Below are 12,470 nucleotides of genomic sequence, written 5' to 3'. Positions count from 1 at the left end.
GTGTTGCGCGTGCGTGAGCCTCAGGCCGTTGCCAGTTCACGTTCGGGCCGAAGGCTCAGCGCCGCATAGACCAGCATTGCCAGAGCGGAAGCGACGGCCGGCACGGAAAACAGCAGGAAGTTCTGCTGCAGGGGCAATTCCTGCGCAAGCAGATAGCCGCCCAGTGTCGGACCCACGATCGCGCCGATACGTCCAACCCCGGATGCCCAGCCAAGCCCGGTCGAGCGGATGGAGAGCGTGTAGAGCTGGGCGACGCTCGCATAGAGCAGGATCTGCGTGCCGATTGTCGTGGCACCGGCCACGAAGACGCTGACGAAGAGCAGACCTGCGGGCAGGCCGCTGCCGATCAGGCCGATGGAAACGGCCGCCGCTGCAAAGAAGCAGAACACGACCCTGGGCAGACCGAAACGGTCTCCCAGGAAGCCGCCTACAATCGCGCCCGCCATGCCGCCGAAATTCAGCGAGAACAGGCTGAGCAAGCTCGCCTTTTCGGCATAGCCCGCTTCCTGAAGCACCTTGGGCAGCCAGGACGACAGCAGATAGACCAGCAGGAGGCAGCAGAAGAAGGCGACCCAGAGCAGCACGGTGGGCACCGCGCGTTTCTGGCGGAACAGTTCCATCACGGAAGCAGACGCACCCTTTGCCTCGCTGAAGACAAGCCTGTCGCCATCGGCCAGATGTTCATTCGGGAACAGTTTTCCATAGATCACGCGGGCTTCGGCCTGCCGGTCCTGACGGATGAGAAAACCGGGCGATTCCGGCAGATTCCAGAGGATCAGCGGCAGCATGGCAAGCGGAAGCGCTGCCACCAGAAACATCCACTGCCAGCCAAAGGCCGGGATGATCGCGATGCCGAGACCGGCCGCCACCATTCCACCGACCGAATAGCCGGAGAACATGATGGCCACCATCGTACCCCGGAGCTTCTTCGGCGCATATTCGTTCATCAGCGCAACCGCGTTCGGCATCAGGCCGCCGCAACCGAGACCGGCGATGAAGCGGAAGATTTCAAACTGCTGCGGCGAGCGGGCAAAGCCCGTGGCGATCGTTGCGCAGGTAAAGAGGACGAAGCTGATGGCGATGCCCTTCTTGCGGCCGATCCGGTCGGCCAGCGGACCGAAGACCAGCGCCCCGAACATCATGCCGAAAAGCGCCCAGGCCTGAAGCGCGCCGGCCTGCGGCTTTGTCAGTCCCCATTCGGCAATGAGCTTCGGCAGCACGGTGCCGGCGACGAAGACGTCATAGCCGTCGACGATGAGCAGAAGCCCGCAAAGGGCGACGATCATCCATTGGAAGCGCCCGAACGGACCTCCGTCTATGGCTTCATTGATATCGATATTACGCATGTTTCCTCCTCCCAGGTGTGATGCATATTGCGGGTCTGTCCCTACCCGAGATCGCCCCCTGCGACCGGCAGAATGGACCCGGTGATGTAGGACGCCTCGTCGGATGCCAGAAACAGGATCGGTGCGACCTGTTCCGACAGCGTGCCGTAGCGTTTCATGAAACTCGATTGCTTCACCTGCGCGACGACGTCGCGCATCCAGGCCTGCTCCTCGGCAGTGTCGCCGGCCGCATTGCGCGGTACACGCCTTGCCGGCGCTTCCGTGCCGCCGGGTGCCGTTGCGACAACCCGGATGTTGCGCTCGGCAACTTCCATGGCGAGCGACTGCGTCAGCCCATTGATGCCGCCCTTGGCAGCCGAATAGGGCACGCGATGAATGCCGCGCGTGGCATTGGACGAGACGTTGACGATCGTTCCCGCGCCGCGCTCGAAGAGATGCGGCAGGACTGCGTGGCAGCAATAGAGCGTCGGCATCAGCGAACGGCGGATTTCCGCATCGACCTGCTCCGCCTCGAAGGCTTCATAGGGGCGCATGCGGATCGCGCCGCCGACATTGTTGATCAGGATGTCGATGCCGCCGAACTGCTCGGCGGCATGACGCATGACAGCCTCTGCCCCCTGATAGGTCTCAAGATCGGCGACAAAAGCGGCAGCCTTCTCGGTGGCGAGATCGGCCACGATGTCATGCACGAATTCGGCACGATCCACGAAGAGGACACGGCCCCCTTCCGCAACCGCCCGGGTGGCGACCGCAAGGCCGATGCCCTGGGCAGCCCCGGTGACGACGAGAACCTTGTCCCGGAACCGACCTTCGAACACAGGGCTGGTCATGCGCTTTCCTTCAAGACGAGGTTCGGCGTGAACTTCTCATAGTGGAAGCTCACCGGCGTGACGCCTTTGTCGGCAAGCCAGGTGCGCACGGCATCCACCATCGGCGGCGGGCCGCAGAGATAGACATCGATCTCGCCGGCGCCGAGCAGATCCTGAGGCATATGTTCCGTAACCCAACCCTTACGCGGATGAGAGGATGCCTTGTCGGCCACGACGGTTGTGAATGCAAAGCCCGGCAGGCGCGCCGCATGAGCTTCCAGCACGTCGACCAGCACGAGGTCCTCGTCGCGCGTGACGCCATAGACAAGATGGATCGGCTGTTGCGACTGCTTTTGTGCCAGTACGTCCAGCATGGACAGGAAGGGCGCAAGACCCGTTCCGCCGGCCAGGAAAAGCAGCGGACGCGCTGCTTCGCGCAGATAGAAACTGCCCATGGGGCCGGTCAGCGACAGGCGGTCGCCCGGCTTGGCATGTGCAAGCCAATTGCTCATCAAACCGCCCGGCTGTTTCTTGATCAGGAAACCAAGGCGATTTTGTTCGGGCGGCGTGGTGAAGGAATAGGAGCGTGTCGCCCCGCTTGCCGGAACGTCGATATTGACATACTGGCCCGGCAGAAATGCCGGCGTCGCGCCGCCATCCACCTCGAGTTCCAGGACGACTGCGGCGTCGTTATGCGCCTCCACCCGGACGACCGTGGTGGCAATCTTCTGCTGTGCCGTCTTGCAGACGGAGGAATTGGCCGGCACCGCGATCACGCCGTCGCTGGTCGGCCGCATCTGACAGGTCAGAACGAGGCGTTCTGCCGCCTCGTCCGCCGACAGCGCATCTTCCAGATAGTCGTCGCCGAGATCGTAGGTTCCGGTTTCCGAACGGCATTTGCAGGTTCCGCAAACGCCGTCCGAACAATCCATGGGAAGATTGATCTGACTGCGATAAGCCGCGTCGAGAAGCTTTTCACCCTCGCGGCAATCCACGAAGCGCGTTACGCCATCTTCGAAATTCAGTGCGATGCGGTAAGTGCTCATGGTTCATCCTCCTCTGCAAATCAAACCGGGGGTCGACGTCAAACGTGGTAGACGTCGATCACCTGGCGGATGTAGTCGTTCTTCAACACGATCTTCTTGGCCGCGATCAGGAACGTGTCACCGCTGCGGCGCAGCGTCAGGAACACCGTACCGAAGAAATGGTCCGTCACCTTGTAGCGGTGATTGAGCGTGTGGAAATTATAGCGAAGCTCGATCCCGGCCGGCGCGTCCGCAAGAATCTCGATATTGGAGATCATGTGGGTCGTGCGCGGCTCCGGCGTGGAGGCCCCGGAACGCTCCGTCTTGATGCGGAACACCCGGTCCTCAAGCCCGCCGCGATCCGGATAATAGATCAGCGAGATTTCGCTCTGCGGATCCTCGGTGATCTTGTCGTCATCATCCCAGGCCGGCATCCAGTAGGTGGCGTCCTCGGCATAACAGGTCAGCCAGTTGTCCCATTCCCTGTCATCGAGAAAGCGGGCCTCGCGATAGATGAAGGTCGAGACGGATTCCTGGATCGTGCTCATGCCTCGGCTCCTTCCATTTCCACAGTCAGCGCATTGCGCATGACGGTCGCCCAATATTCGTGCTGGCGAACAAACAGGCCTTCGTCTTCGCTGCGCTCACCTGACAGGAGCGGGTTGATGCCCATGCGGCGGGCATTCTCATCGGGTCCGTCGATCCAGAGCGGTGCGCCCCGCGACAGATCGTTCCAGAGCGCGGCGGTTCCCGCATAGCCGTTCTGGCAGGCGCGGAATTCTTCCAGATCGTCTGCCGTTCCCATGCCTGAGACGTTGAAGAAGTCTTCGTACTGGCGGATGCGGAGCGCGCGATCAGCAGCGCTTTCGCCCTTTGGCGCGAAGCAGAAGATGCTGATTTCCGTCTTGTCGACGCTGATGGGGCGCGTCACGCGGATCTGCGTGCTGAACTGGTCCATCAGGAAGACGTTCGGATAGAGACAAAGGTTGCGCGTCTGGTTGATGATGAAATCGGCCTTGTCGCTGCCGACCCGATCGCTGATTTCCTCACGGCGGTGATAGACGGGGCGCACCTCGGGGTTCATCGTGTTGGTCCACAACAGGATGTGGCCGTTGTCGAACCCATAGACGCCGGCAACCGAACGGCTCCAGCTGTTCGCATCGACGGCCTTGGTGCCTTCTTCCTTGCGGCGGCCCATGGTCGCGGCATAGTTCCAGTGAACGGAGCTGACGTGATAGCCGTCGCAGCCGTTCTCCATCTGGAGCTTCCAGTTGCCGTCATAGATATAGGACGAGTTGCCGCGCAGAACTTCCAGGCCTTCCGGCGCCTGATCGACGATCTGGTCGATGATCGCCTTGGTCTCGCCGAGAAACGCTTCAAGCGGTGCAACGTCGGGATTGAGGCTGCCGAACAGGAAGCCACGATAGTTCTCGAAACGGGCGACGCGGGTCAGGTCGTGCGAGCCGTTCTTGGCGAACTGTTCGGGATATTGCGTCGTCTTCTCGTCCTTCACCTTCAACAGCTTGCCATTGTTGGAGAAGGTCCAGCCATGGAAGGGACAGGTGAAGGAGCTCTTGTTACCGTGCTTGCGGCGGCAAAGCATCGCACCACGATGCGCGCAGGCATTGATCACGGCGTGAAGAACACCCGTCTTGTCGCGTGTGATGACGACGGGCTGGCGACCGATCGAGGTCGTGTAATAGTCGTTCGGCTCCGGGATCTGGCTTTCATGCGCCAGATAGACCCAGTTGCTTTCGAAGATGTATTTCATCTCCAGCTCGAACAGGTCCGCATTTGTAAAGATGTCGCGACGGCACCGGAAAACACCGGTTTCCTTGTCGTCCTCGACGGCATTGGCGAGCAGGTCCTGCAGGGCCGAATAGGTGTCGATGATTTTGGACATGGTTTCTCCCTCCCCGGCAGAGCGTCCGGCTCGACCGATGTAACAATGTCTGCAATGTCAGAAGGCTTGGCCGATCGGCCCGGCTCAGAGGCCGAGCCGATCGGAAGCAGTCTTCAGGCGGCAGCGCGCTTGCGCAGCTCGTTGACCTGATTGTCGACGCCGTCGATCAGCGCCGTCAGGCGGATGTCGAAGACGATCTCGGCAAAGGGGCCGTTCAGGTTGTTGGCATGGATGCTCGCTTCATCCGTCCGTTCGATCACCGAAGGCACCAGACCATCACGCGTTGCATAGGCGAAGTCGTCATTGATGAGCGGATCGCCTTCGATATTGATCTGCGTCGTCAGCTTGCGGTGACCGTCGGCGCTGATGAAGAAGTGGATATGCGCCGGGCGCTGGCCATGGCGGCCAAGGGCCGACAGCAGCTGTTCGGTCGGGCTGCCCGGGGGAACGCCATAGCCGCTCGGCAGGATGCTCTGGAACTTGTAACCACCCTTGTCGTCGGCAATGATCGTGCGGCGCATGTTGAAGGGTGCCTGCTTGCCGGTCGGATCGAAATGCGAATAGAAGCCGCGCGTGTCACAGTGCCAGACCTCGACCTTCGCACCCGGCATCGGCTTGCCATCGGCACCATAGACCGTGCCATGCATGATCAGCGTGTGACCGTTTTCGTCAGCGCCGTCATCGAGACGGGCAAACCCGGTCGAAACGGGAGCGCCGGCGACATAGAGTGGACCTTCGATGGTGCGCGGCGTCGGGTTCTCGATGCCCAGTTCGGCGTCGATCGCGTCAAGCCGCTCGTCGAGGAAATGGTCGATGCCAAGGCCGGGCGAAATGAGGCCCGCCTGCCCGGCCGCGCCGATTTCGTTGAGCCAGGCAATGCCGGCCCAGTATTCGTCGGGCGTGATGTTCAGGTCGTCGATGGCCTTGAAAAGGTCGGAGACGATGCGGTGGGTGATTTCCTTGACGCGCGAATTGCCGCCGCTCTGGTCGAAGCCGCTCAGCGTCTTCAGGAATTCCTGAATATCGGGCCGGTTGAAGATTTGTACGGTCATGTCATGTCCTCCTCACATGGTGCGTATGAGCCGGGAGATCCCCGGAGTTTTGAATTCAGCGGTCGTCATCGCGGACAGCGGAGGGATGGCGCAAAAGCGGCATGACCTCGATGTCCATGAACTTGAAAAGCGGAAGGCCGGACAGGAGCTGATGCAGCTCGTCGTTATCAGCAACGTCCAAGATGCTGATATTTGCGTATTGTCCGGCAATCCGCCAGATATGCCGCCATTTGCCCTGGCGTTGCAGATCCTGAGAATAGGCCTTTTCCCGCTTCAGGATCTCGGCCGCCTCCTCGGCGGGCAGATCGTGGGGCAAATTGACGTTCATCCTGACGTGAAAGAGCATGGCGCGTTTCTCCTCAGCCTTTCGCGCTGGTGATCGACCGGGAACCATCCCGGGTGAAACGGTCAAGCTTCTCCACGTCGAGAGCAATGCCGAGACCGGGCCCAGCGGGAACCCCGAGCGAGAAGTCGCTGTAATCGAGCGGCGTCTGCAGGATCTCCTCCGTCAGCAGAAGCGGACCGAAAAGCTCGGTTCCCCAATGCAGATGGGCAAAGGTCGAAAAGACATGGGCGGAGATGATCGTACCCACCGCGCCTTCGAGCATCGTGCCGCCATAGAGTTCGATACCGGCCGCGTCGGCAATGGCACCCACCCGCAACGCATTGAACGGACCGCCGCTCTGTTCGACCTTGACCGCAAAGACATCGGCCCCTTGGATGCGTGCAATTTCAAACGCGCTTTCGGGTCCGTGCAGCGATTCATCCGCCATCACTGCCGTCGGGAAGCGACGGACGAGACGGGCGAGCGCCGCCGTCGACTGGACGGGCTGTTCGACCAGCTCACAACCCGCATCGGCAAGGGCGGGGATACCAAGGCTTGCCTCCGTCTCGCTCCAGGCCATGTTGACGTCGACGCGAACAGCGCCACGGTCGCCGAGCGCCCGTTTGATGGCAGCAACATGTGCCACATCCTCACGCACAGGCCGCAAGCCGATCTTCAGCTTGAAGATCGAGTGGCGGCGCAGCGCCAGCATCCGTTCGGCCTCGTCAATATCGCGGGCGGTATCACCGGAGGCGAGTGTCCAGGCGACAGGCAGCCGATCGCGCCGGCGACCGCCGAGCAATTCGCTGACAGGCAGGCCAACGCGCTTGCCCTGGGCATCCAGAAGCGCCGTTTCCACCGCGCTCTTGGCGAAGCGGTTTTCCTTCACCATCTTGCCGATCCGCGCCATCAGCGCCTGGATCCGGCTCGCATCCTCACCGATCATGACCCGCGAAAAATAGCGGTCGATCGCCAGTTTCATGCTTTCCGGGCTTTCGCCGCCATAGGCCAGCCCGCCGATGGTCGTGCCTTCGCCGATGCCGACAATGCCGTCGCTGCAATGGACCAGAACCAGCATCAGCGTCTGCCCGGTCATCGTGGCGACAGACAGCTTGTGCGGCCGGATCGTCGGCAGATCGACCAGCATCGTCTCGATGCGTTCGATAACAGGGCCACTGCTCAGCGTGGCGAAAGGTGCGTGAAAGGTAACGTTCATGGGCAAATATTGCGAAACCGCAGCCCCGGCGTCCAACACCGTTTAAGTGCGTTTTTATACCTTTGAGGTATAGTGTGGACGAGGCGTCCTGCGGCACCAACGCGCCCTGCTCAAGGGATCACGCAGCTTTTGCAGGTGCTTCACTCACCCGATCTTGGCGTAGGACAGGCGCTGGCAGCAGGCGATCAGCGATTTCGTCAAGGGTGAATCCGGCTGCATCACCTCGGGATCGGTTCCGATGAGTGTGACAACCGCCTGCGCCTCGCCCTGCCAGTCGAGAATGGGCGCAGCGATGGCAACCAGCCCCGGAATATAACGGCCTTCGACAGAGGCGTAGCCGCGCTGGCGCGTCTCGGCGACCAGCTTTTCGATATCCTTTTCGCTCGTGATCCGCTGATCCGCCGTGGTGGATGTCCGGCGAGCTTCCCGCAGTTCGGCATTGCGGATGTTCTGAAGCGGCGCTTGCGGCGCCCAGGCCAGAAACGCCCGCCCGGTCGCAGAGTTGAGAAGCGGCAGGATTGTCCCCAGGCCCATCGAGGTGACGGCAGGCGTTGCCGCGCGCTCCCAGCGAACCACCGTTGCGCCATGCGTGCCCCAGACCGAAAGAAGCACGGTCAGGCCCGTTTCCTGGCATAGTTCCGGCAACACATCCGCCGCCCGGTTGACGAAGTCGTGCCGGGCAAGCGCCGCCAGACCCAGCATGACGGCGCCATGGCCGAGATCATACTTGCCGGAACGCCCGGCCTGAGCCACCAGCCCGGCATTGGAAAAGGACGTCAGATAGCGGTGGACCTTGCTGGGCGGCATGCCGCAATCGCGTGCCAGTTCCGACAGCGAAACCGGCCCCGCATAGGCCTGCATGGTGTTCAACAATTTCAGCGCCGCGTCCAGGGACTGGATGCCACCGGACTGGCGTTCGCTGTCATCTTCATTGTCCATCACGCCCACAGATCCTGCCTCGAACTTTCAAATTTCCTGTTTGACGATACCCATCGCCGCCCGGTTTGAACAGGTCCCCACGGACCGCCCGATCCGAGGTGATTGCGGTCAATCCCGCTGCCTGAATATGCCAACTTGACCTCCAAATCACCTGTTTCACATCGGCTTTCGAAAAAGAAAATCGAATGGATTCAGGCAAATGCTGTTTTTCTTGAATTTCACTATACGGAACTTATTGCACAGAATGGAAAATTGCATATTCTCAATTTCAGGGAGTTTTGAGGATTTAGGGAGGTTTCATGTCAAAGCTGACAACAGTTGAGATTCTGGGCGGCGGTCCGGCAGGGCTCTATACGGCGATCCTGCTGCGGCGCATGATGCCGCATGTCCGGCTCCGCGTGACGGAGCAGAATGCCAAGGGTGCGACCTTCGGCTTCGGTGTCGTTTTTTCCGATCAGGCACTGGATTTCCTGAAAGCAGACGATCCGGAAACGCATGATCTGGTGACGCCGGCCATGGAGCGCTGGCGCAACATGACGCTCAACCTGCCGGCGGGTCAGGTCGTGCTCGATGGCGTCGGCTTTTCGGCCGTGGGTCGTCTCGAGCTGATCGAAATCCTGCGCAAGCGCGCCGAGGCGCTGGGCGTCGAAATCCGGTTTTCGCAGCATATCGACTCGCTTGCCGACTTCGACGCGGATCTCGTCATCGGCGCGGACGGGCTGAACTCGCTGGTGCGTCGCTCGGATGAAGCGGGCTTTGGCGTCCATCTCGACCATTTCAGCAATCATTTTGCCTGGTTCGGCACGGAACGGCCGTTCGACACGCTGACGCAGACCTTCGTGAAGACCGACAAGGGCGCGTTCAACGCCCACCACTATCGCTTCCAGCCCAACCGCAGCACGTTCATCGTCGAATGCGACGACGAGACCTTCAAGGCCTATGGCTTCGAGCATATGGGCGAGGATGAAAGCGCAAGGCTTTGCGAGGGCATTTTTGCCGATACGCTGGCCGGCGCACCGCTGATCACCAACAAGTCCATGTGGCGGCAATTCCCCCGGCTCTGGTGCGATAAATGGGTGTCCGGCCGCCATGTGCTTCTCGGCGACGCCGTCCACACCGCCCATTTCTCCATCGGTTCGGGAACGCGCCTTGCCATGGAAGATGCCATTGCACTGGTCAGGGCACTCGCCAGCCATGACGACGTCGACGAAGCACTCGCCGCCTATCAGGCCGAACGCCAGCCGATTGCCAAGAAGATCGTCGATGCGGCGAACACCTCAGCCAAATGGTATGAGAGCTTCGCGGCCAAGATGGATCTGCCGCCGGTCGATTTCGCCTTCGACTACATCACCCGCTCGGGCCGGATCGACATGGAGCGCCTGCGCCGCATGGCCCCGGAATTTGCGGCCCGATATGAGGCAGAGGGACGCAAGCCCTCCACATCCATCTCCGATCCGGTTGCCGCCAACACGCCTGGCAGCGCCGAAATCGGCTTCGACAAGGCCGCCCATCGCAATTGTTCCAGCATCCTGTGGGACAATCTGGAGCGCAACCCTCATAAGATCGCCGTCACCGGCCCCGCCGGCACCATAACCTATGCGGACCTGATCGCGGAAGCCGCCCGCTGGGGCAATGCCTTTACCGCAGCAGGCCTTGAACAGGGCGAACGCATCGCGTTTTTCATCGATGACACGCCCGTCTATCCGGCAGCCTTCTTCGGCGCGGTGCGCGCGGGCTTCGTCCCCGTGCTCCTCAACACGCAGACCCCGCCGGACGTGCTGAATTACTTTCTTCAGGACACGGGCGCGCGGGTCGCACTGTGCGAGGCAACCTTCCTCGGCGTGTTTGCCGAAGATGTCCTCAAGGGCACATCGCTCAAGACAATTGTTGTCGCCAATGGATCGGCCAAGGGTTACAAGCATATCGCTGCGACCGATTTTGTGGCCGGACACGCCACAAGCCTCGCCTCAGCCGCAACCGGCCCGGACGACATGGCGTTCTGGATGTATTCCTCCGGATCGACAGGTCGCCCGAAGGGCATCGTTCATCTCCATCACGACATGGCCTATACGCAGGCCTCCTTCGGTCGCCATGTGCTGAAGCTCAAGGAAGACGATATCTGCTTCTCGGTGCCGAAGGTGTTCTTCGCCTATGGCTTCGGCAATGCCTTCACCTTCCCCTTCTCGATCGGCGCGACCACCGTTCTGATGCCCGGCCAGCCACGTGCGGATGCTGTGCTCGAAACCATCGAGACCTTCCGGCCGACCGTGCTCTTCGGGCTGCCGACGCTTTACACCTCGCTGGCGCGCGCCGATGCGGCCAAGCATCGCGACCTGAGTTCGCTGCGCCAATCGATGTCGGCGGCAGAAATTCTGTCCGAGGACATTTACGCGGCCTGGAAGGCGCTGACCGGTCATGGACCGACGGAGGGGCTGGGCTCGACCGAGCTTCTGCATATCTATCTGTCGAACAGCCTGACAGACCACCGCATCGGCTCGGCCGGCGCGCGGGTGCCGGGCTATGAAATCCGGCTGGAAACGCCGGATGGCGCAGTGCCGGGACCGGGCGAAGAGGGCGTGATGTTCGTGCGCGGACATTCCTCCGCCCCAACCTACTGGAACCGCCCGGACAAGACGCGCGAGACCATGCGCGACGACTGGATCTATACCGGCGACCGCTTCATCGAGAAGGACGGCTACTATTATTTCCAGGGCCGCGCCGACGAATTGATCAAGGTGTCGGGTCAATGGGTGTGGCCGCTTGAGGTCGAACGCTGCCTCAACGAGCACCCGGACGTTCACGAATGCGCAGTGCTCGGCCACCAGATGGAGGACAGGCGGATGACGCTGCGCGCCGTGATCCGGCTTCGGGAGGGCCGGCAGGGCAATGAGGCGCAGAGCGAGGCGCTGCGCGCCTATATCAAGTCGCAGCTTCAGCCCTACAAATATCCGCGCATCGTCGAATATGTCACCGACCTGCCCAAGACCGGCACCGGCAAGATCGACCGGCAAGCCATCGCGGCAGCACCGATCAGAGGCGACGAAAAGATCGTGGCCTGAATTTCAACGTCATAAACAGGAGGAGAGTTTTATGGCAACTTACGTACTGGTTCACGGCGCCTGTCATGAGGGGCAACATTTCGAAGAATGCGCCAAGCATCTTCGCGCCGCCGAACACACCGTGTTCCTGCCGACCCTGAAGGGCAACCGTCCCGGCGACAGCAGGAAGACGACGACCCTTGAGGATGCAATCAACTCGCTCGTCGACTATTTCGACGAGAACAATATCCATGACGCCATCCTGCTCGGCCACAGCTGGGGCGGCCTTCCGATCACCGGTGCCGCAGACCGGCTGGCACCCGGCCGCGTCCGTCGCCTGATCTATTACTGCGCCTTCGTTCCCAACAATGGCGAGAGCCTGATGGACATGTGCCCGCCGCATTATCAGGCGCTGTTCCCGGCGCTGGCCGGCGACACGGGCGAGGTCCTGTTCCCACTTCCGATCCTGCGCGAAGCCTTCTTCAACGATGGCAGCGAGGCGGATGCAAAGGCGCTTTTCGACTCGTTGAACCCGCAACCGTTCAACACGATGAACGACCGCATAGCGCTGTCGAAGAACCCGGCGGAAATGCAGATCGGCAAGTCCTTCCTGCATTGCACCGAGGATACGTCGCTGCCGCAATCGCTGCCCTTCCATCCGCGCCTTTCCGAAAAGCTGGGGCTTTACCGGCTGGTGTCGATGCCCGGCAGCCACTCGACATTCGTCACCGCCCCGGCGCTCACGGCCCAGAAGATCATGGAAGCCGGCAGGGACTGACCTCCCACCTCGACCTTTTCACAAAATGCGCGTTCCGCA

11 protein-coding genes are annotated in these 12,470 nt (G+C 61.3%); 2 read left to right on the top strand and 9 right to left on the bottom strand.

Going from position 1 to position 12,470, the window contains the following annotated elements; translation table 11 throughout:
* Nucleotides 1-20: 20 nt before the first annotated feature.
* The 9 genes from LQK84_RS04085 to LQK84_RS04045 form a co-directional block, all read right to left on the bottom strand.
* Nucleotides 21-1,346 (bottom strand): MFS transporter, encoded by a 1,326-nt coding sequence (locus LQK84_RS04085; RefSeq protein WP_230827375.1) that lies wholly within the window; start codon nucleotides 1,344-1,346, stop codon nucleotides 21-23.
* 41 nt (nucleotides 1,347-1,387) lie between these two features.
* Complete coding sequence (gene benD / locus LQK84_RS04080) at nucleotides 1,388-2,176, bottom strand: benzoate diol dehydrogenase BenD (RefSeq protein ID WP_230827374.1); 789 nt, start codon at nucleotides 2,174-2,176, stop codon at nucleotides 1,388-1,390.
* On the bottom strand, nucleotides 2,173-3,201 hold the full coding sequence (gene benC, locus LQK84_RS04075; RefSeq protein WP_230827373.1) for a benzoate 1,2-dioxygenase electron transfer component BenC: 1,029 nt from the start codon (nucleotides 3,199-3,201) through the stop codon (nucleotides 2,173-2,175). The genes benD and benC overlap by 4 nt, the downstream gene beginning before the upstream one ends.
* 38 nt (nucleotides 3,202-3,239) lie before the next feature.
* A complete protein-coding gene (gene benB / locus LQK84_RS04070; protein WP_230827372.1) occupies nucleotides 3,240-3,728 on the bottom strand; it encodes a benzoate 1,2-dioxygenase small subunit in 489 nt (162 codons plus the stop codon).
* On the bottom strand, nucleotides 3,725-5,083 hold the full coding sequence (locus tag LQK84_RS04065; protein WP_230827371.1) for a Rieske 2Fe-2S domain-containing protein: 1,359 nt from the start codon (nucleotides 5,081-5,083) through the stop codon (nucleotides 3,725-3,727). The genes benB and LQK84_RS04065 overlap by 4 nt, the downstream gene beginning before the upstream one ends.
* Nucleotides 5,084-5,196: 113 nt before the next feature.
* Nucleotides 5,197-6,135, bottom strand: a complete 939-nt coding sequence (catA, locus tag LQK84_RS04060; protein ID WP_230827370.1) for a catechol 1,2-dioxygenase — start codon at nucleotides 6,133-6,135, stop codon at nucleotides 5,197-5,199.
* A 55-nt stretch (nucleotides 6,136-6,190) separates the two neighbouring features.
* Nucleotides 6,191-6,481: a muconolactone Delta-isomerase gene (gene catC / locus LQK84_RS04055; RefSeq protein WP_230827369.1), complete on the bottom strand. Its 291-nt coding sequence runs from the start codon at nucleotides 6,479-6,481 to the stop codon at nucleotides 6,191-6,193.
* 13 nt (nucleotides 6,482-6,494) lie between these two features.
* Nucleotides 6,495-7,676, bottom strand: a complete 1,182-nt coding sequence (locus tag LQK84_RS04050; protein WP_230827368.1) for a muconate/chloromuconate family cycloisomerase — start codon at nucleotides 7,674-7,676, stop codon at nucleotides 6,495-6,497.
* Nucleotides 7,677-7,820: 144 nt separating this feature from the next.
* The gene (locus LQK84_RS04045; RefSeq protein ID WP_230827841.1) at nucleotides 7,821-8,615 is read right to left on the bottom strand and encodes an IclR family transcriptional regulator; all 795 of its coding nucleotides are present in this window, start codon (nucleotides 8,613-8,615) and stop codon (nucleotides 7,821-7,823) included.
* Between the two features lie 299 nt (nucleotides 8,616-8,914).
* Here LQK84_RS04045 and LQK84_RS04040 point away from each other — a divergent pair, with 299 nt between their 5' ends.
* On the top strand, nucleotides 8,915-11,674 hold the full coding sequence (locus LQK84_RS04040; protein WP_230827367.1) for a benzoate-CoA ligase family protein: 2,760 nt from the start codon (nucleotides 8,915-8,917) through the stop codon (nucleotides 11,672-11,674).
* 31 nt (nucleotides 11,675-11,705) lie between these two features.
* A complete protein-coding gene (locus LQK84_RS04035; RefSeq protein WP_230827366.1) occupies nucleotides 11,706-12,431 on the top strand; it encodes an alpha/beta hydrolase in 726 nt (241 codons plus the stop codon).
* Nucleotides 12,432-12,470: the final 39 nt, after the last annotated feature.

The organism is Rhizobium sp. C4 (assembly GCF_021026315.1).
Taxonomy (GTDB): Bacteria; Pseudomonadota; Alphaproteobacteria; order Rhizobiales; family Rhizobiaceae; genus Ensifer_A.
The sequence above is the reverse complement of the archived record's forward strand: the minus strand, read 5'-3'. Positions and strand labels throughout refer to the sequence as shown.

What these genes read in the sequence shown, in the direction of transcription:
- benD (WP_230827374.1), bottom strand. Translation starts at nt 2,176, where the DNA reads ATGACCAGCCCTGTGTTCGAAGGTCGGTTCCGGGACAAGGTTCTCGTC.
- LQK84_RS04045 (WP_230827841.1), bottom strand. Translation starts at nt 8,615, where the DNA reads ATGGACAATGAAGATGACAGCGAACGCCAGTCCGGTGGCATCCAGTCC.
- LQK84_RS04065 (WP_230827371.1), bottom strand. Translation starts at nt 5,083, where the DNA reads ATGTCCAAAATCATCGACACCTATTCGGCCCTGCAGGACCTGCTCGCC.
- LQK84_RS04050 (WP_230827368.1), bottom strand. Translation starts at nt 7,676, where the DNA reads ATGAACGTTACCTTTCACGCACCTTTCGCCACGCTGAGCAGTGGCCCT.
- benB (WP_230827372.1), bottom strand. Translation starts at nt 3,728, where the DNA reads ATGAGCACGATCCAGGAATCCGTCTCGACCTTCATCTATCGCGAGGCC.
- catC (WP_230827369.1), bottom strand. Translation starts at nt 6,481, where the DNA reads ATGCTCTTTCACGTCAGGATGAACGTCAATTTGCCCCACGATCTGCCC.
- catA (WP_230827370.1), bottom strand. Translation starts at nt 6,135, where the DNA reads ATGACCGTACAAATCTTCAACCGGCCCGATATTCAGGAATTCCTGAAG.
- LQK84_RS04085 (WP_230827375.1), bottom strand. Translation starts at nt 1,346, where the DNA reads ATGCGTAATATCGATATCAATGAAGCCATAGACGGAGGTCCGTTCGGG.
- LQK84_RS04040 (WP_230827367.1), top strand. Translation starts at nt 8,915, where the DNA reads ATGTCAAAGCTGACAACAGTTGAGATTCTGGGCGGCGGTCCGGCAGGG.
- benC (WP_230827373.1), bottom strand. Translation starts at nt 3,201, where the DNA reads ATGAGCACTTACCGCATCGCACTGAATTTCGAAGATGGCGTAACGCGC.
- LQK84_RS04035 (WP_230827366.1), top strand. Translation starts at nt 11,706, where the DNA reads ATGGCAACTTACGTACTGGTTCACGGCGCCTGTCATGAGGGGCAACAT.